Raw genomic sequence first — 18,759 nt, forward strand, 5'->3', positions numbered from 1 at the left:
CGACCGCCATGTCCCACCGCCTGACGCAGATCGCCACCCGCACCGGCGACGACGGCACGACCGGCCTCGGCGACGGCACCCGCGTGCCCAAGGACCACCTGCGCGTGCAGGCGATGGGCAATGTCGATGAGCTGAACTCGCAGATCGGCGTGCTGCTGTGCGAGCCGCTGCCCGAGGGCGTGCGCGCCTTGCTGGTGACGATCCAGCACGAGCTGTTCAACCTCGGGGGCGAACTGTCGATCCCGGGCTACGAGCTGCTCAAGGGCGACGCGGTGCTGCGCCTCGACCAGGCGCTGGCCGAGCACAACGCGGCCTTGCCGCGCCTCAAAGAGTTCATCTTGCCGGCCGGCACACGCAGCGCCTCGCTGGCGCACGTGTGCCGCACCGTGGCCCGCCGTGCCGAGCGTGCGGTGGTGGCCTTGACCGCCACCGAGGCGGTGCGCGCCGAACCGCGCCACTACCTCAACCGCCTGAGCGACCTGATGTTCGTGCTGGCGCGGGTGCTGAACCGCGCCAACCTCGATGGCCTGGGCGGTGACGACGTCTACTGGCGCAGCGAGCGGCTCGCGCACGACGAAGGCACCGAGGGCTGAGCCCGGGTGATTGGGCGGCCTGCGGCACCGCAGGCCAGGGGAGGGCGCCGCTCGGTCGCGCTGGATCCATTCGAAGCCCTGAGCCGGTCCTTGACGGGCTCAGGGCGGACGCGGCGACCCCGATTCAGCGGGCGCGTCGAGCCTTCACCGCTTCGCTCAGCACGTCGAGCACCTCGACCGAGGCATCCCAACCCAGGCAAGCGTCGGTGATGCTCTGGCCGTAGCAGAGCTTGGCGGGGTCGTCCTTGCCGGCGCTGAACTTCTGCGCCCCGGCGACGAGGTGGCTCTCGACCATCACCCCGAAGATGCGCTTGGAACCGCCGGCGAGTTGCTGCGCGACGTTCTTCGCCACGTCGAGCTGCTTCTCGTGCTGCTTGCTGCTGTTGGCATGCGAGCAATCAACCATCAGCGTCGGGCGCAGCTTGGCGGCTTCGAGGTCGCGGCAGGCCGCGTCCACATGGTCCGCGTCGTAGTTCGGTGTCTTGCCGCCGCGCAGGATGACGTGGCAATCGGTGTTGCCCTTGGTCTCGACGATGGCGACCTGGCCGTTCTTGTGCACCGACAGGAAGTGGTGCGGGCGCGCCGCCGCCTGGATGGCGTCGGTGGCGATGCGGATGTTCCCGTCGGTGCCGTTCTTGAAGCCGATCGGCGCCGACAGGCCCGAGGCCAGCTCACGGTGCACCTGGCTCTCGGTGGTGCGCGCACCGATCGCGCCCCAGCTGATGAGGTCACCGATGTACTGCGGCGAGATCACGTCGAGGAACTCGCTGCCGGCCGGCATGCCCAGCTTGTTGATCTCGGTGAGCAGCTGGCGCGCGATGCGCAGGCCTTCGTCGATGCGGTAGCTCTCGTCGAGGTACGGGTCGTTGATCAGGCCCTTCCAGCCGACCGTGGTGCGCGGCTTTTCGAAGTACACGCGCATCACGATTTCGAGCGTGCCGGCGTACTTCTCGCGCTGCGCTAGCAGGCGGCGGGCGTACTCGACGGCGGCGGTCGGGTCGTGGATCGAGCACGGCCCCATGATCACCAGCAGGCGGTCGTCGCTGCCCGCCATGATGTTCTTGATGCGCTGGCGCGTGTCGGCGACCAGCGTCTCGGCGGCCGTGCCGCGTATCGGGAAGAAGCGCACCAGGTGCTCGGGCGGGGGCAGGGGCACCACGTTCACGATCCGTTCGTCGTCGGTTTGGCCGGTCTTGTCGATGGGCGCGGACCAACCCTCGGCGGCGCTGGCGGACTGGGCATTCATGGCGAGGTCTCCTGGTGCGGTGCGAATTGAAGAATCGGGAAGGCGAAAAAAAACCGCCGGTCGCGGGACCGGCGGTTGGGGGAGTTCGGTGCGTCTTTCTTGGGCCTACGCGCTGATCTCTCCGCCGCCGGTGCGGTGCGAGAACCAAAAGTAGCCAAAGAAAAAGTAAGCGGGACGCATGGGTCGGGAATGTAGCACGGCCCCCACGCGCCCCGTCAAGCGGGGGAACGCCAGCCGAAAACCCTTCGCATAGCATGCGCCTCTTTTCTCACGGCCTGCGCCCCATGAAGCCTTCTTCTTTTCTGCCGCTGACCCTGTCTCTGTCTTGGCTGCTGAGCGGCTGCGTCAGCATCGAAATGCCAGGCGTCGTGGCCGACACCGCCAAGGTCGTGAAGGACTCGTACCGCTCGGTCACCGGCAAGGGGGCCGAGTCGGCGTCGACGGGCGCTTCCGCACCGGTCGCAACCGCTTCGGCACCCACGCTTGGCAAGCCTGGCCTGAGCCATTCGGCCCTCGGCAGCGAAACGCAATCGCTCGCCGACCTGAAGCAGGCCTGCATCCAAGAAGCCGCACAGAAGCTGAACCAGCTCAGCGGCAAGACCGTGCGCTACACGGTCGCCGAGAACGAGATCACGCTGATCAACGGCAAGCCCGTCGCGAACTGCCGCCTGATTGCCGAGGGCTGAGCGCCCTCAGGCGGTGCCGCCCACCGTCATCTTGTCGATGCGCAGCGTGGGCTGGCCGACACCCACTGGCACGCTCTGGCCTTCTTTGCCACACACGCCGACGCCGGTGTCGAGCTTCATGTCGTTGCCGATGGCGCTGACGCGCGTCAGCGCGTCGGGCCCGTTGCCGATGATGGTCGCGCCCTTCACCGGGTACTGGATCTTGCCGTTCTCGACCCAGAAGGCCTCGCTCGCCGAGAACACGAACTTGCCGCTGGTGATGTCCACCTGCCCGCCGCCGAAGTTGGTGGCGTACAGGCCGCGCTTGAGCCCGGCGATGATTTCTTCTTTCGTCTTGTCGCCGCCCAGCATGTAGGTGTTGGTCATGCGCGGCATCGGCACGGCGGCGTAGCTCTCGCGGCGGCCGTTGCCGGTGGGCTTGACGCCCATCAGCCGGGCGTTCATCGAGTCCTGGATGTAGCCCTTCAGGATGCCGTCTTCGATCAGCACGTTGCGCTGGCTCGGGTTGCCTTCGTCATCGACGTTGAGCGAGCCGCGGCGGTCGGGGATGGTGCCGTCGTCGAGCACCGTCACGCCCTTGGCCGCCACACGCTGGCCAATGCGGCCGGCGAACGCGCTCGAGCCCTTGCGGTTGAAGTCGCCTTCGAGCCCGTGGCCGATGGCCTCGTGCAGCAGCACACCGGGCCAGCCCGGGCCGAGCACCACGCTCATCTCGCCGGCCTTGGCCGGGCGCGATTCGAGGTTGGTGAGCGCTGCATTCACCGCGTCGTTCACGTAGCTCTCGATGATCGGGTCGTGGAAGTAGCCCAGGCCGAAGCGCCCGCCACCACCGCCCGAACCGACCTCGCGGCGCACCTCGCCGTTGATGGTCTGCTCGGCGATCACGGTGACCGACAGGCGCACCAGCGGCCGCACGTCGGCGGCCAGCGTGCCGTCGGCCCGGGCGATCAGCACCACGTCGTATTCGGCGGCCACGCCGGCCATCACCTGCTTGATGCGCGGGTCTTTGGCGCGGGCGAGTTTCTCGACCTTCTCCAGCAGCGCGACCTTCTGTGTGCTGTCGAGCGTGGCGATCGGGTCCATCGGCGCGTAGAGCACGCGGCTGCCGGCGATGCGCTGCTTGGTGTCGATCTTGACCTTGCGGCTCTGGCCGGCCGCCGCAATGGTGCGCACCGTTTGCGCGGCGTCGAGCAAGGCCGCTTCAGAGATGTCGTCGGAGTAGGCAAAGGCGGTTTTCTCACCGGCCACCGCCCGCACGCCCACGCCCTGGTCGATGCCGAAGCTGCCCGATTTGACGATGCCCTCTTCGAGGCTCCAGCCTTCGCTGCGCGTGTACTGGAAGTACAGGTCGGCGTCGTCGATGCGGTGCTGGGCGATGGTGGCCAGTGCCTTGGAGAGAGTTGCGTCGGTGAGCCCGAAGGGTTCGAGCAACAGGGAGCGGGCAACCGCCAGGCGTTCGAGGGTGGGTTCGCGCGAAATCATCGGGACATTCTCCGCCTTCGCGGCGCTTGGCGTCCAGCGAAGCCGACTTGGCCTGTTCCTGTGCGCTTGTTTTGCCGAATCGGCCCGCCGACGCGGGCTCAGCCGCCGTCCGCGTCGGCTTCTTTCTTCAGCGCCAGCGCGCGTTCGTAGAGCGCATTGCGCGGCGCGCCGGTCAGCGTGGCCGCCAAGCCCACGGCCTGCTTGAGTGGCAGTTCAGCCAGCAAGGCGACCAGCGTGCGGTCGGTCTCGTGCGAGGCATCGACGGCTGCCAGGGGCTGTGCGTGCAGCACCAGCACGAATTCGCCGCGGGTGCGGTTGGCGTCGGCGGCGAACCACTCGGGCAGCGCGTCGATGCTGAGCGTGGTGATGCTCTCGAATTGCTTGGTCAGCTCGCGTGCCACCGTGATGCGCCGCGCCGGGCACTCGGCGGCCAGCTCACGCGCGAGGGTCTCGATGCGGTGCGGGGCTTCGAACAGCACCTGTGCGTCCGCGTTGGCGCACACGCCTTTCAACGCGGCGCCACGCTCGCCGCCGCGCGCGGGCAAGAAGCCGACGAAGCGAAAGCCCTGCGCCACCGTGTCGCCCGCCACGCTCAGTGCGGCCAGCGCACTGCTCGCACCAGGCAGCGGCAGCGTGCGGTGGCCCGCCGCCTGCACCGCCGCGACCAGCGCCGCCCCGGGGTCGCTGACGGCCGGGGTGCCGGCGTCGCTGACGTAGGCAACGCGTTCGCCGCGCGACAGGCGTTCGAGCACCGCCCCGGCCGCCTCGCGTTCGTTGTGCTCGTGCACGGCGAGCAGGGGTTTGTCGAGGCCCAGGTGGCGCAGCAGGGCGGCACTGTGGCGCGTGTCTTCGCAGGCGATGGCATCGACCAGCGACAGCACGTGGATGGCGCGCAGGCTGATGTCGGCCAGGTTGCCGATCGGCGTGGCCACGACATAGAGCGCGCCTGCGGGATACTGCTGCGCGCCGGCCGCCGCCTGGGCGGCTTGCAGCATCAGCGAAGAAGCGCTGGTCGAGGAAGCCATGGCAGCGACAACAACAAAACAGGTGGGGGATGAAGCCGAGCAACGGGCGCTGGCGCATCTGCTGCGCGCGGGCCTTCGGCTGGTGACGCGGAATTATCGGGTCGCGGCTGGCCCGCGCGCCCATGGCGGCGAAGTCGATCTGATCATGCGTGACCGCGACGGCACGCTCGTGTTCGTCGAAGTGCGCGCGCGCAAGAGCGCCAGCCACGGCGGCGCGGCCGCCAGCATCACCGCGAGCAAGCAGCGCCGCGTGGTCTACGCCGCCCGGCACTACCTGGTGACGATGGCCTCACCGCCGCCGTGCCGCTTCGACGTGGTCACCCTCGATGGCGACCGGCTGGCCTGGTTGCAGGCCGCGTTCAGCGCCGATTGACCCGGCATCGACGGCGAAACCCCGGCGAACCCGTCGGCAACTCGCGTGTGGCGCGCGGTCCGTTCAGGGAACCTGCCGCCAGGGGTTTTGTCTCAAGGCCCTGACTTATCATCCGCCACCATGCTTGAAAAACGCATCCAGCAGCAGTTCTTCGACAGCGCCGACCTCAAGTACGCTGCGGCCGAGGTGCTTTCGCGGCCCATCGCCGACGCCGTGAGCGCCGTGATCGGCTGCATCACCGCCGGTGGCAAGGTGATGGCCTGCGGCAACGGCGGCTCCGCCAGCGACGCCCAGCACTTCGCGGCCGAATTCATTGGCCGCTTCGAACGCGAACGGCCCGGCCTCGCGGCCATCGCGCTGACGACCGACACGTCGATCATCACCGCGGTCGGCAACGACTACGACTTCAACTCGATCTTCTCGAAGCAGGTGCAGGCCCTCGGTGCACCGGGTGACGTGCTGCTGGCCATCACCACCAGCGGCAACTCGGCCAACGTGCTGGCCGCCGTCGATGCGGCCCACGCGAAAGAGATGACCGTCATCGCCCTCACCGGGCGCGGCGGCGGCAAGATGAACGAGCGCCTCAGCGAAACCGACGTGCACATCTGCGTGCCGCACGACCGCACGGCGCGCATCCAGGAAGTTCACATCCTCGCGCTGCACGCCTTGTGCGATGCCGTCGATCTGCAACTGCTGGGCGAACAGGAAAACACATGACGCGATTGATTTCCGCACGGACCGCCGCCGTGGTCGGCGCCCTGGTGGGCGCCACACTCTTGAGCGCCTGCGCGCCGCTGCTGATCGGCGGCGCCGTGGTGGGGGGCTCGCTGATGGTCACCGACCGCCGCACCTCGGGTGCCCAGATCGAAGACCAAGCCATCGAGATGAAGGCGCGCTCGCGCTGGCGCGAGGTGCTGGGCGAGCAGCGCTTCCATGAAAGCAACGTCAGCACGACCAGCTACAACCGCATCGCGCTGATCACCGGTGAAGTGCCGACCGAGGCCGACAAGGCCGCGATGGAACAGGCCGTGGCCCGCATCGACAACGTGCGCGGCGTGGTCAACGAACTGGCGGTGATGCCGCTCAGCCCGGCCAGCAGCCGATCGAACGACCTGCTCATCGCGAGCAAGGTCAAGGCGACGCTGATCGACGACCGCAGCCTGCAGGCCAACGCCTTCAAGGTGACCGCCGAACGCGGCATCGTCTACCTGCTGGGCCGGGTCACCGAAGCCGAGGCCAACCGCGCCGTCGAACTCACGCGCACCATCAGCGGCGTGAACAAGGTCGTGCGGGTGCTCGACATCATCACCGAGGCCGAACTGGCCGAACTGCAGCCCAAGCGCACGACCGAAGGGCCGGCACGCGGGTCGGGCCGCAACTGATCGGTGTTGAAACCCCGCGCGTGAGGCGCGGGGGTCGGGGCGTCAGACCAGCCGCTTGATGAGGCTGGAGGTGTCCCAGCGGCCACCACCCATGGCCTGCACCTCGCCGTAGAACTGATCGACCAGGGCCGTCACCGGCACCTGCGCGCCGTTGCGCTGCGCTTCGTCGAGCACGATGGCGAGGTCTTTGCGCATCCAGTCCACCGCGAAGCCGAAGTCGAATTTGCCTTCGAGCATCGTCGGGCCGCGGTGGTCGAGCTGCCAACTCTGTGCCGCGCCCTGGCCGATGACCGAGAGCACCACGTCCATGTTGAGCTCGGCCTTCTTGCCGAAGGCGATGGCCTCCGACAGGCCTTGCAGCAGGCCGGCGATGCAGATCTGGTTGACCATCTTGGCGAGCTGGCCGCAGCCGGTGTCGCCGATCCACGTGACCGACTTGCCGTAGCACAGCGCGATCGGCCGCATCGCCGCGATGGCGTCGTGCTCGCCGCCGCACATCACCGCCAACTGGCCGTTGACGGCACCGGCCTGTCCGCCCGACACCGGCGCATCGACGAAGTAGATGCCCTTCTCGCCCAGCAGGGCATCGAGCTCGCGCGCGATGGTGGCCGACGCGGTCGTGTGGTCGATCAGCACCGCACCTTCGCTCATGCCGGCCAGCGCGCCGTCGGCACCCAGCACCACCGAGCGCAGGTCGTCGTCGTTGCCCACGCAGGTGATGACGAAGTCGGCGTCTTTCGCCGCTTCACGCGGTGTTGCGGCCGAGGCGCCGCCGTATTCGGCGACCCAGGCCTCGGCCTTGGCGACCGTGCGGTTGTAGACCGTGACGGCATGCCCCGCGCGCGCCAGGTGGCCGGCCATCGGATAACCCATCACACCCAGGCCGATGAAGGCGATCTTGGAAGGCGTGGTGACGTCGTAGCTGGGTGTGGTCATGGAAGAAGGGTCTGAGGTTCAAGCAAGCGAAGCGACGCTTAGATCAAGCAACGCCCCGGGGAACCGGCTTTGCCGGGCCCCTGGGGTGGTGCCTCTTGGGGGCTGAGTCTGGACACAGGAAGTCCAGTGGACTTCCTGTGCCTGACGAAGAGTCGGGCCACTGGCCCGGCGCGGCCTGCAAGGCGGAAGCGGTAGCGACTGGGGGGGCTAAACGATCGTGAGGTGCTCAGTGCCCGCCGCCAGGTCGCTGCTGCGCGCCCGGTTGCTGTTGAGCTTGATCTGCAGACGCAGGTCGTTCACCGAGTCGGCGTTGCGCAGCGCGTCTTCGTACGTGACCATCTGGTTCTCGTACAGATCGAACAGGCTCTGGTCGAAGGTCTGCATGCCCAGCTCGCGCGACTTCTTCATGATCTCTTTGATCTCGGCGACTTCGCCCTTGAAGATCAACTCTGAGATCAAGGGCGTGTTCAGCAGCACTTCGACCGCCGCGATGCGGCCCCGGCCTTCCTGGCGCGGCAGCAGGCGCTGCGACACCAGCGACTTGAGGTTCAGCGACAAGTCCATCAGCAGCTGCGCGCGCCGCTCTTCGGGGAAGAAGTTGATGATCCGGTCGAGCGCCTGGTTCGCGCTGTTGGCGTGCAGCGTGGCCATGCACAGGTGACCGGTTTCGGCGAAGGCCACCGCATGCTCCATCGTCTCGCGGTCGCGGATTTCACCCATCAGGATCACGTCGGGGGCCTGCCGCAGCGTGTTCTTCAGGGCCTGCTCCCAGCCGTCGGTGTCGAGCCCCACTTCGCGTTGCGTGACGATGCAGTTCTTGTGCGGGTGCACGAATTCGACCGGGTCTTCGATCGTGATGATGTGGCCGTGAGAGTTCTCGTTGCGGTAATCGACCATCGCCGCGAGCGAGGTGCTCTTGCCCGAGCCGGTGGCGCCCACGAAGATGACCAGCCCGCGCTTGGTCATCGTCACGTCTTTCAGCACCTGCGGCAGGTTCAGCGAGTCGATGGTCGGCAGCGTCTGCGGAATCGTCCGCAGCACCAGGCCCACATGGCCCTGTTGCACGAAGGCGTTGACACGGAAACGCCCCACGCCTTGCGGCGAGATGGCGAAGTTGCACTCTTTCGTGCGCTCGAACTCGGCGGCCTGCTTGTCGTTCATCACCGATCGCGCGAGCGCCATCGTGTGCTGGCCGGTCAGCGGCTGCGGCGACACTTTGGTGACCTTGCCATCGACCTTGATCGCGGGCGGAAAGTCTGCGGTGAGGAAGAGGTCGGACCCATTGCGCGACACCATCAGCCGCAGCAGGTCGTTGACGAATTTCGAAGCCTGGTCTCTTTCCATGGTGGTCCTCTCGCGCTGCCTCAGCTGCTGGACAGCAACGCGCTCAATCGGGCGCTGACCTGCCGCAGCCGCAGCGACAGACGCCGCGACAGCGAGGCCAGCAAGGCCAGGCCGAGTCGCGGCTCGAACATGATCATCTCGTCGAGGCGCTGCGCATCGACCACCGCCAGTGTGCAGGGCGTGAGCGTGGTGCAGGCCGAAAACCGCGCGCCCGCATCGAGCAGCGACATCTCGCCCAGCATGTCGCCCGCCCGCGCCTCGGCCAGCCGGGCACGGCCGCCCCAGGGCTGCACGCGGTCCACCGCGAGCGTGCCTTCGAGCACGATCAGCATGTAGTCGCCCTGTTCGTCTTGCCCGATGACCTCTTGGTTGGCGGGCACGGTGACGAAGTGCAGGTACTGGCTCATGCGCAGCAACTCGTCGGCGCTGAGCGCGGCGACGTAGCGGTCGGCGCCCCAAAGCTTGGCGAACATCGGCTCGGCGACCTTGCGATCCAGCGGCTGGGCACCGACCTGAGCGGCGCGTGCGCCCCAGGTGGCGAGCACGGCCTGGTCGTCGGCGCGCTCTTGGAATTGCGTCGAGAAATAGCCCGAGTCCTGCGGCTGTGTGTCGGCGTCGGCGCTGGCCGGCTTGTCTTCGGCGCGTTTGCGCTTCAATCGATCGAACAGTTGTTTCACGATGCTTTCGCGCCCAACGACACAGAGCAAGCGGCCAACGATCAGCCGGGGAAGTTTTCGGGGAACTTGGCCTTGGCCCGCGCTTCGGCGGGCGAAATGATGTTGCGGCGCACCAGGTCCGAGAGGTTCTGGTCGAGGGTCTGCATGCCCATGCTGTTGCCGGTCTGGATCGACGAATACATCTGCGCGATCTTGTTCTCGCGGATGAGGTTTCGGATGGCCGCCGTGCCGAGCATGATCTCGTGCGCGGCCACGCGGCCCGAGCCGTCTTTCAGCTTGCACAGCGTTTGCGAGATCACGGCCACCAGCGATTCGGACAGCATCGCGCGCACCATTTCTTTTTCGGCCGCGGGGAACACATCGACCACACGGTCCACGGTCTTGGCGGCACTCGACGTGTGCAGCGTGCCGAACACGATGTGGCCGGTTTCGGCCGCGGTGAGTGCGAGGCGGATGGTCTCCAGGTCGCGCATTTCGCCGACCAGGATGCAGTCCGGGTCTTCGCGCAGCGCCGAACGCAGCGCGTTGGCGAAGCTCAGCGTGTGCGGCCCGACCTCGCGCTGGTTGACCAGGCACTTCTTCGATTCGTGCACGAACTCGATCGGGTCTTCGACCGTCAGCACGTGGCCGTATTCGTTTTCGTTCAGGTGGTTGACCATGCCCGCGAGCGTGGTCGATTTGCCCGAGCCCGTGGGGCCGGTCACCAGCACCAGGCCGCGCGGCTTGAGCGCCAGTTCGGCGAAGACCTTGGGTGCGTTGAGCTGTTCGAGCGTGAGGATCTTGGACGGGATGGTCCGGAACACCGCGCCCGCACCGCGGTTCTGGTTGAACGCGTTGACGCGGAAGCGCGCGAGGCCCTGGATCTCGAACGAGAAGTCGCACTCGAGCGTCTCTTCGTAAGCCTTGCGCTGCGAGTCGTTCATGATGTCGTACACCATGTCATGAACGTGCTTGTGTTCCAGCGGGTCCACGTTGATGCGGCGCACATCGCCATGCACACGGATCATCGGCGGCAAGCCGGCCGAGAGGTGCAAGTCGGAAGCCTTGTTCTTGACCGAAAACGCCAGCAGTTGGGTGATGTCCATGTGTCTCGGGAGTGGGGAGCAGCGCGTGCAGCAAAGACGGCCAAGCCCTTGAGATAGGCTCGCGGGATTATGGCGACGATTGCTTCGAACATACAACAAGTGCACCGGCGCATTGACCAGGCTTGCGCGGCTGCGCAACGCCCCGTGCAAACGGTCACGTTGCTAACCGTAAGCAAAACTTTCAGCGCGCAACTCGTGCGAGAAGCGGTCGCGGCGGGCGAGACGCGCTTCGGCGAAAACTATGTGCAAGAAGCGCTCGACAAGATCGCGGCCTTGTCGGACCTGCGCGCGCAGATCGAATGGCACCTGATCGGCCCGCTGCAAAGCAACAAGACGCGCGGGGTCGCCGAGCAGTTCGACTGGGTGCATTCGGTGGATCGGTTCAAGATCGCGCAGCGCCTGTCCGAGCAACGACCGGCGGCCTTGCCGCCCTTGCAGCTGTGCCTGCAGGTCAACGTCAGCGGCGAGGCCAGCAAGAGCGGTCTGTCGCCGAGCGAGCTGCCTGCCGTCGCGCAGGCCGTGGCCGCCCTGCCGCGTGTGCGGCTGCGCGGGCTGATGTCGATCCCCGAGCCGACCGACGACCCGGTGGCGCAGCGCGCGCCGCACCGCCGCCTGCGTGAGCTGAAGGACGCACTCAACGCGCAGGGCCTCGCGCTCGACACCTTGTCGATGGGCATGTCGGCCGACCTCGAAGCGGCCATTGCCGAAGGGGCCACCCTGGTGCGCATCGGCTCGGCCATCTTCGGCACGCGCCCACCGGTCGCTGCAGCCTGAACGGCTGACATTCCGCACGGGACAAGCCCGCTGCCGCTGCACACGGCGCGCGCTTGGGTCTACGCTGCGGTCCAGGGCCGCCCGCCTGCGCGGCCGCAAGGAGTCGCATGAGCCCCGACGCGCCCGACCCCCGCCTGCCGCCGCCCGACCGCGCCGAAGGCCCGCTGGTGGCGGCCTTGTCCCGCCGGCTCGATGGGCTCAACTGGTCGGCCGTCGTGCACGAGGCCCGGCCCTGGGTGCAGGCGGTGCGCGACAAGCCCGCACCGTTCTGGGCGCTCGAATCGCTGCTGCGCGAGTACCCGATCTCCAGCGCCGAAGGCCTGGCCTTGATGCGACTCGCCGAAGCTTTGCTGCGTGTGCCTGACACCGAGACCGCCATCGCGCTCACCGCCGATCAACTCGGCCATGCGCGCTTCGACACCCACCCCGGCAGCGCGCACCCGCTGCTGGCCGGGCTGGCCGCGAGCGCCATCGTGCTGTCCAAGCGCATGCTGCCCACCGGGCTCGGTGCGCCACCGGGCCTGCTGCAACGACTGGGCGCGCAGACCGTGGTGGCGGCCACGGTGCGGGCCATCCAGCTGCTGGGCCGGCAGTTCGTGCTCGGGCGCGACATCGACGAGGCGATGCGCGAAGCCGATGCCGCGCGCGCGTCGCACAGCGGCCTGCGCTTCAGCTTCGACATGCTCGGCGAGGGCGCGCGCACCGAGGCCGATGCGCAGCGCTACCTCGCGTCGTACCGCCGTGCGCTCGACGCCATCGCCCAAGGCCGCGTGGCGGCCAGCCCGCAGGCGGGCGACGGCATCTCGATCAAGCTCAGCGCGCTGTCGCCGCGCTACGAAGAACTGCAACGCGCGCGCGTGTTCGACACCCTGCTGCCGCGCACGTGGACGTTGATAGAGCGGGCCGCGCAGGCCAACCTCAACCTCACGCTCGACGCCGAAGAAAGCGACCGGCTCGAACTCTCGCTCGACCTGTTCGATGCCTGGGCGGCCCAGGTGGCGCGCCATGCGCCGCAATGGCAGGGCTTCGGCCTCGCGGTGCAGGCCTACCAGACGCGCGCGCCCGACGTGGTCGATGAAGTGCTGCGCATCGCACGCCGCCACGGCCTGCGCTTCATGGTGCGGCTCGTGAAGGGCGCCTACTGGGACGGCGAGGTCAAGCGGGCGCAAGAGCTGGGCCTGGCGCATTACCCCGTGTTCACGCACAAGCCGCACACCGACCTGTCGTACCTGGCCTGCGCGCAGGCCCTGCTGGCCGCGCCCGAGTGCGTGTACCCGCAGTTCGCCACGCACAACGCCGGCAGCATCGCCGCGCTGGTGCAAATGGCGCAGGCCAGTGGCGCCGCGTTCGAGATGCAGCGCCTGCACGGCATGGGCGAGGCGCTGTACCGCGAGCTGCGCGAGCACCGCCCCGTGCCCTTGCGCATCTACGCGCCGGTGGGCGAGCACCGCGACCTGCTGGCCTACCTGGTGCGGCGCCTGCTCGAGAACGGCGCGAACTCGTCCTTCGTGCACCAGCTCGCCGATGCCGGCACCTCGTTCGACGCGTTGCTCGCCTCGCCGCTGGTGGCCGAGCCGCCGCCGTTGCGCCTGCCCTTGCCGGGTGACCTGTACGGCACCCGGCGCAACTCGCAGGGGCTCGACCTGGCGCAGGCCGCGCATCGCGCGTTGCTGCAGCAGGCGCATGCCGAGGTCCAGGTGCCGGCCGTGAAAGACACGCCGGTCGCCGACCTGGGCCCTGCGATGGACCACTTGCAGCGCGGCTTCGGCCCCTGGTCGCGCACGCCGCTGGCCGAACGCTGCGCGGTCTTGCAGCGCGCCGCCGACGCCCTGCAGCAGCGCCTGCCCGAGTTCAGCGCCCTGCTCGTGCACGAAGGCCGCAAGACCTGGGGCGATGCCGTGGCCGAGGTGCGCGAGGCCATCGACTTCTGCCGCTACTACGCCGACGAAGCCGCGCACCGCCTGGCCGACCAGGCCCTGCCCGGGCCCACCGGCGAGCGCAACGTGCTGCGCCTGCGCGGGCGCGGCGTGTTTGTCTGCATCAGCCCGTGGAACTTCCCGCTGGCCATCTTCACCGGGCAGGTCGTGGCGGCCCTGGTCGCTGGCAACGCGGTCGCGGCCAAACCCGCCGAGCAGACCCCCGGCGTCGCGCAACGCATGGTGGCGCTGCTGCACGCGGCCGGCGTGCCGCCCGACGCGCTGACGCTGCTGCCTGGGACGGGCGAGACGGTCGGCGCCGCGCTCGTGGCCCACGCGCGCACGGCCGGCGTGTGCTTCACCGGCTCGACCGCCGTGGCGCGGCACATCCACCGCGCGCTGGCCGCGAAAGACGGCCCCATCGTGCCGCTGATCGCCGAGACCGGCGGCTTGAACGCGATGGTCGTGGACAGCAGCGCGCTGCTCGAGCAGGTGATCGACGCCGTCGTGCAAAGCGCCTTCCGCAGCGCCGGCCAGCGCTGCTCGGCGCTGCGGCTCTTGTGCGTGCACGCCGAGGTGGCCGATGCCGTGGTCGAGATGCTGCGCGGTGCGATGCAAAGCCTGCGTCTTGGCGCCCCGGCCCGTTTCGACACCGACGTCGGCCCCGTGATCGACGCCGAGGCGCAGGCCGACCTGCAGCGCCACATCGACCGCCTGCGCCGCGAGGCGCGCTGCCTGGCCGAAGCACCTGTCGCGCCGCCCGACGGCCTGCCCTTCGTCGCGCCCATCGCCTTCGAGCTGCCGCGCATCGACGCGCTGCAAGAAGAGGTCTTCGGCCCGGTGCTGCACGTGGTGCGCTGGTCGGGCGACGTGGCCGAGGTCGTCGCGCAGATCAACGCGCTGGGCTACGGCCTGACGCTGGGCGTGCAGACGCGCATCGACAGCCGCGCCGAGGCCATCGCCGACGCGGCCCATGTGGGCAACGTCTACGTCAACCGCAACATGGTCGGCGCGGTGGTCGGCGTGCAGCCCTTCGGCGGCGAGGGCCTGAGCGGCACCGGGCCCAAGGCGGGCGGGCCGCACTACCTGCCGCGCTTCTGCGCCGAGCAGACCCTGACCGTGAACACCGCTGCGGCGGGCGGCAATGCCGAGCTGCTCTCGGGCAAGGCCTCGTGAACCCGGTCGCGGGTGTAAAACAACCGGCTCTCAACTCTGGAGCCCCCGATGTCTCAGCAGCTTGTTTGGGTTCGCCGCGCCGCTGGCGCTTTGGCTTTCATCGCCGTCGGCGTGGTGTTCGCGCAGGCCAGCGGGCTCAGCCGCACGCTGGTGGGCCGCGCGGACGTGTCGGTGCCCGGCCGTGAAGCCGTGGTGGCCAAGGTCGAGGTGGCGGCGGGCGCGCGGGCCGGACGCCACACCCACCCCGGCGACGAGATCAGCTACGTGATGGAAGGCCAGGTCGAGTTGCTGATCGACGGGCAACCCGCTCGAACGGTGCGTGCCGGTGAGTCGTTCGTGGTGCCGGCCGGGGTGGTGCACGACGCCCACAACGGCAGCGACGCCCCGGTGCGCCTGGTCGGCGTCTACATCGTCGAGAAGGGCAAGCCGCTGGCATCACCCGCACCGTGAGGCCCTGAGGCGCTGCCGCGCGCCTCCTACACTCGCCCCCATGAACACCATTGCATTCATCGGCGGCGGCAACATGGCCAGCGCCATCATCGGTGGCCTGCTCAAGAGCGGCCGTGCGCCCAGCGACGTGCTGGTGCTCGAACCCTACGCCGAGCAGCGCTCGAAGCTGCAGCGCGAGCTGGGGGTGATCACCCTCGAAGCGCCGGGTTCGGTGCTGCAGCGCGCCGACACCGTGGTCTGGGCCATCAAGCCGCAGAACTTCAAGGCGGCGGCCGAGGCCAACCTCGAACACATCGGCAAGGCGCTGCAGTTCAGCGTGATGGCCGGCATCCGCAGCGACGACATGGCGCGCGTGCTCGGCACCGAGCGCGTCGTGCGCTCGATGCCCAACACGCCGGCTTTGATCGGCCAGGGCATCGCCGGCCTGTATGCGCGGCCGGCGGTGAGCGCGAAAGAAAAGCACGACATCGAGCGCCTGCTCGCGCCCACCGGCAAGACGCTGTGGGTGGCCCACGAGGCCGACCTCGACGCGGTGACCGCGCTGTCGGGCTCGGGCCCGGCCTACGTCTTCTTCTTCGTCGAAGCCATGGTGCAAGCGGCGCAAGAGATGGGCCTGAGCGCCGAGCAGGGCAAGCAGCTCGCACTGGCCACCTTCTCGGGTGCGGCGGCGCTGGCCCAGCAGTCGCCCGAGACGCCCGCGGTGCTGCGCGAGCGCGTCACGTCCAAGGGCGGCACGACCTACGCCGCACTGACGTCGATGGAAGCGAGCGGCGTGCGCGAAGCCATCGTCAAGGCCTTGAAGGCGGCGCAGGCGCGCGCGAGCGAGCTGGGTGACGAGTTCGGCCGCTGAGTCGGTGCCGCCGACCCCGGTGTCCCCCCTGGCCCTCAGCGACGACGAATCGGCGGCGCTGCACGGCCTGCGTTGCCGCCATGCCTGGCGGCCCTACCAGCAGCGCGTGCTGTCGGCGGTCGAAGCCCACCTCGCCGACCGGCGCCTGCACCTCGTCGCGGCGCCGGGCGCCGGCAAGACCACGCTCGGCCTCGAAGTGTTTCGACGCCTGGGCCGACGCGCACTGGTGCTGTCGCCCACGCGGGTCATCCGCGACCAGTGGCTCGCGCGGCTGGTGGACTTTCTGCCCGCCGCCGACACGCCGCTGCCCGCCTGGGCCAGCCAGCGGCTTGACGCACCGGGGCTCATCACCTCGGTCACCTACCAGGCGGTCAGTGCCTGGGCCGACGACGAGGTGGACGCCGAAGACGAGGCGCCCGACGACGACGCGGCCGACGAGGCTGGCGCGCCCCCCGGCGCCTTCGACAAACGCCAGCTCGCGCGCCTGATCGAGGCCTTGCGGGCGCATGGCGTGGGCACGCTGATCCTCGACGAGGCGCACCACCTCACCGCGCACTGGTGGCGCCTGCTCGACGCCGTCACCGAAGCCCTGCCGCAGCTGAAGCTGGTCGCGCTGACCGCGACCCCGCCCTACGAAGCGGCCGATGCCGACTGGCAGCGCTACCACCAGCTGTGCGGCCCGGTGGACGAAGAGGTGTCGGTGCCCGAGCTGGTGAAGGCCGGCACGCTGTGCCCGCACCAGGACTACGTCTGGGCCGTCGAGGCCGATGCGCGCACCGCCGCGCAGGTGCAGTCGCACGACGAGCGCGTGAACGCGCTGCTCAACGGCCTGTGCGACGACGCGGCCTTCGTTGCCTGCGTGCGCGCCCACCCGTGGCTGCAGGCGAGCGCGACGCATGCCGCCGAAGTGCAGGCCAATCCCGCCGGCGCGGTCGCGCTGCTGGCCTTCTTGCGCCTGGTGGGCGAGCCGCTGCCCGCGCCCCTGTGCCAGTTGCTTGACGTGACCGCCGCCGACCTGCCCGCGCTGGGCCGCCGGCAGTGGCAGGTGCTGCTGAAGCTGCTGTTCTGGGGCCCCGAGTTGCCGGGCGACACGGTCGAGGCGCTCAAGAAGCGCATGCGCGCGCTGGAGCTGCTGCACGGCCGCGAGCTGTCGATCGAACGCGCCCGGCGTGTCGAACGCTCGCTGTCGCAATGCGCGGCCAAGGTCGAGGCCTGCGTGGCCGTGCACCGGCTCGAACTCGCGCAGCGCGGCGCCCAGCTGCGCCAAGTGGTGCTGGTGGACTACATCCGCGACGAAGCCCTGAACCGCCCGCGCGAAGAAGCACACCTGACGCTCGGCGCCTGGCCGGTGTTCCAGGCGCTGGTGGGCGGCAGCCCGCAGCCCGAGGGCCTGGCGATGCTGACCGGCCGCCTGTGTGCGGTGTCGGCGTCGCGCCAGGCGGTGCTGGGCGCGCTGACCCCGGCCCTGCGCTTCGCCCCGCTGCCCGCGTGCTCGGGCTTCGTGCGCGTGAGCGGCCCGCCGGCCGACCTCACCGCCGCCTTCACCGCGCTCTTGCAGCTGGGCGAGGTGCACACGCTGGTCGGCACGCGCGCGCTGCTGGGCGAGGGCTGGGACGCGCCCTGTGTCAACTCGCTCGTCCTCGCCACCGCGGTGGGCTCGTTCATGCTGACCAACCAGATGCGCGGCCGGGCCATCCGCATCGACCGCCATGCACCCGACAAGGCCAGCAGCATCTGGCACCTGGTGGCGCTCGCGCCGCAGCAGGCCAGCGGGCTGAGCGACCTGGCCGAGCTGGAACGGCGCTTCGAGACCTTCGTCGGCCTGGCCGAGCGCCGCCCCGCCATCCAAAGCGGGCTGGCGCGGCTCGATGCGCGCTTCGTCTCGAACATCGACACCTTCCGCCTGCGCAGCGAGGCCGCCAGCAACAACCGCGAGATGACCCGCCGCCACGCGCAGCAGGGCGGGCTGGCCGCGCGCTGGCAAGGCGCGCTGGCCGGTGAGGGCATGGGCCGCGTGCTGCCCAGCGTGCGTGCCGCGACCGAGGCGCTGCCGCCGTTTCTGTACTTTCGCTCCACGCTGATGCACGTGGTGAGCGCGCTGCTGCTGTGGGCGATCACCCTGGCGGTGGTGTGGGCCGTCTTCGCCGGGGCCGGCGAGCCGGGCTGGTTGCTGATCGCCGTGGGCAGCGCGGTGATCGGCGGCTTCGCCACCCCGACCGCGTGGCGGCTGACGCGCATCGCGTGGCAACACCTGCCGGTCGATGGTGCACTGCGGCAGATCGCGGCCGCCACGCGTGACGCCTTGTGCGAGTGCGGCGCCATCACCACCGAACCAGGCCGCCTGTCGCTGCAGGCCGAGACCGATGGCCTCGGCGCAGCCTGCATCGGACTGGCGGGCGGCAGCTTCCACGAGGCCTCGCTGTTCGCCGACGCGCTGGCCGAGGTGCTCGCGCCCATCGACCAGCCGCGCTACCTCGTCACGCGCAGCGGCCGTTTCCTCGGCCGCCAGCGCATCGACCACCACGCCGTGCCCTCGGTGCTGGCGGTGAAGAAAGAGTTCGCCGAGGCCTTTGCCCGGGCGTGGTTTCGCCACCTCGGGCCGTGCCGCCTGATCTACACGCGCAGCGAGGCCGGCCGCGCGACCCTGCTGCAGGCCCGGGTGCGCGCGTTCTCGCAGCTGGAGGCCGCGCACATCCGTCGGCAGGACCGCTGGGTGCGCGGCGCGCCGGCCTGAGGCGGCCTGCAGCGGCCACCGCGCCGGCAT

At 69.4% G+C, this 18,759-nt stretch carries 17 protein-coding genes; 10 read left to right on the forward strand and 7 right to left on the reverse strand.

All coding sequences use genetic code 11. From position 1 onward, the window contains the following. Positions 1–8: 8 nt before the first annotated feature. A complete protein-coding gene (locus AC1KAT_RS20535) occupies positions 9–593 on the forward strand; it encodes a cob(I)yrinic acid a,c-diamide adenosyltransferase (protein WP_480328882.1) in 585 nt (194 codons plus the stop codon). Between the two features lie 124 nt (positions 594–717). Here AC1KAT_RS20535 and AC1KAT_RS20540 read toward each other — a convergent pair whose 3' ends face one another. Then, complete coding sequence (locus tag AC1KAT_RS20540; protein ID WP_480328884.1) at positions 718–1,839, reverse strand: 3-deoxy-7-phosphoheptulonate synthase; 1,122 nt, start codon at positions 1,837–1,839, stop codon at positions 718–720. A gap of 284 nt (positions 1,840–2,123) precedes the next feature. Here AC1KAT_RS20540 and AC1KAT_RS20545 point away from each other — a divergent pair, with 284 nt between their 5' ends. Beyond that, positions 2,124–2,525, forward strand: coding sequence for a hypothetical protein (locus tag AC1KAT_RS20545; RefSeq protein ID WP_480328886.1), 402 nt, complete (start codon positions 2,124–2,126; stop codon positions 2,523–2,525). Positions 2,526–2,531: 6 nt separating this feature from the next. On the opposite strand, the gene tldD is transcribed toward AC1KAT_RS20545, so the two are convergent. Together tldD and rsmI are read right to left on the reverse strand one after the other, a co-directional pair. Continuing rightward, positions 2,532–4,007, reverse strand: a complete 1,476-nt coding sequence (gene tldD, locus AC1KAT_RS20550) for a metalloprotease TldD (RefSeq protein ID WP_480328888.1) — start codon at positions 4,005–4,007, stop codon at positions 2,532–2,534. Between the two features lie 98 nt (positions 4,008–4,105). Next, positions 4,106–5,032 carry a 16S rRNA (cytidine(1402)-2'-O)-methyltransferase gene (gene rsmI / locus AC1KAT_RS20555; RefSeq protein ID WP_480328890.1) on the reverse strand — a complete coding sequence of 309 codons (927 nt, stop codon included), beginning with the start codon at positions 5,030–5,032 and terminating at the stop codon, positions 4,106–4,108. Here rsmI and AC1KAT_RS20560 point away from each other — a divergent pair. From AC1KAT_RS20560 to AC1KAT_RS20570, 3 genes are all read left to right on the forward strand, one after another. Continuing rightward, positions 5,031–5,405 (forward strand): YraN family protein, encoded by a 375-nt coding sequence (locus AC1KAT_RS20560; protein ID WP_480328892.1) that lies wholly within the window; start codon positions 5,031–5,033, stop codon positions 5,403–5,405. The genes rsmI and AC1KAT_RS20560 overlap by 2 nt on opposite strands. Positions 5,406–5,525: 120 nt before the next feature. After that, positions 5,526–6,122: a phosphoheptose isomerase gene (locus AC1KAT_RS20565; protein WP_480328894.1), complete on the forward strand. Its 597-nt coding sequence runs from the start codon at positions 5,526–5,528 to the stop codon at positions 6,120–6,122. Then, positions 6,119–6,787 (forward strand): BON domain-containing protein, encoded by a 669-nt coding sequence (locus tag AC1KAT_RS20570; RefSeq protein ID WP_480328896.1) that lies wholly within the window; start codon positions 6,119–6,121, stop codon positions 6,785–6,787. Before AC1KAT_RS20565 ends, AC1KAT_RS20570 begins: the two co-directional genes overlap by 4 nt. A 42-nt stretch (positions 6,788–6,829) precedes the next feature. Here the strand turns inward: AC1KAT_RS20570 and AC1KAT_RS20575 are convergent, their stop codons facing one another. From AC1KAT_RS20575 to AC1KAT_RS20590, 4 genes are all read right to left on the reverse strand, one after another. Next, positions 6,830–7,723: an NAD(P)-dependent oxidoreductase gene (locus AC1KAT_RS20575; protein WP_480328898.1), complete on the reverse strand. Its 894-nt coding sequence runs from the start codon at positions 7,721–7,723 to the stop codon at positions 6,830–6,832. Between the two features lie 207 nt (positions 7,724–7,930). Next, positions 7,931–9,067 carry a PilT/PilU family type 4a pilus ATPase gene (locus AC1KAT_RS20580; protein WP_480328900.1) on the reverse strand — a complete coding sequence of 379 codons (1,137 nt, stop codon included), beginning with the start codon at positions 9,065–9,067 and terminating at the stop codon, positions 7,931–7,933. A gap of 20 nt (positions 9,068–9,087) precedes the next feature. Beyond that, a complete protein-coding gene (locus AC1KAT_RS20585; protein ID WP_480328902.1) occupies positions 9,088–9,744 on the reverse strand; it encodes a cyclic nucleotide-binding domain-containing protein in 657 nt (218 codons plus the stop codon). A 41-nt stretch (positions 9,745–9,785) separates the two neighbouring features. After that, on the reverse strand, positions 9,786–10,829 hold the full coding sequence (locus tag AC1KAT_RS20590; RefSeq protein WP_480328904.1) for a type IV pilus twitching motility protein PilT: 1,044 nt from the start codon (positions 10,827–10,829) through the stop codon (positions 9,786–9,788). Positions 10,830–10,898: 69 nt separating this feature from the next. Here AC1KAT_RS20590 and AC1KAT_RS20595 point away from each other — a divergent pair, with 69 nt between their 5' ends. The 5 genes from AC1KAT_RS20595 to AC1KAT_RS20615 all read left to right on the forward strand — a co-directional run bounded on the left by AC1KAT_RS20595 (position 10,899) and on the right by AC1KAT_RS20615 (position 18,729). Continuing rightward, positions 10,899–11,603: a YggS family pyridoxal phosphate-dependent enzyme gene (locus tag AC1KAT_RS20595; protein ID WP_480328906.1), complete on the forward strand. Its 705-nt coding sequence runs from the start codon at positions 10,899–10,901 to the stop codon at positions 11,601–11,603. A gap of 107 nt (positions 11,604–11,710) precedes the next feature. Next, entirely contained in the window at positions 11,711–14,695 is a 2,985-nt protein-coding gene (locus AC1KAT_RS20600; RefSeq protein ID WP_480328908.1) for an L-glutamate gamma-semialdehyde dehydrogenase, read from the forward strand. A gap of 48 nt (positions 14,696–14,743) precedes the next feature. After that, on the forward strand, positions 14,744–15,145 hold the full coding sequence (locus AC1KAT_RS20605; RefSeq protein ID WP_480328910.1) for a cupin domain-containing protein: 402 nt from the start codon (positions 14,744–14,746) through the stop codon (positions 15,143–15,145). A gap of 40 nt (positions 15,146–15,185) precedes the next feature. Then, a complete protein-coding gene (gene proC, locus AC1KAT_RS20610; RefSeq protein ID WP_480328912.1) occupies positions 15,186–15,995 on the forward strand; it encodes a pyrroline-5-carboxylate reductase in 810 nt (269 codons plus the stop codon). 19 nt (positions 15,996–16,014) lie between these two features. Then, on the forward strand, positions 16,015–18,729 hold the full coding sequence (locus AC1KAT_RS20615; RefSeq protein WP_480328914.1) for a DEAD/DEAH box helicase family protein: 2,715 nt from the start codon (positions 16,015–16,017) through the stop codon (positions 18,727–18,729). Positions 18,730–18,759 lie beyond the last annotated feature (30 nt).

This window comes from Piscinibacter sp. PDB5-1, from assembly GCF_056676035.1.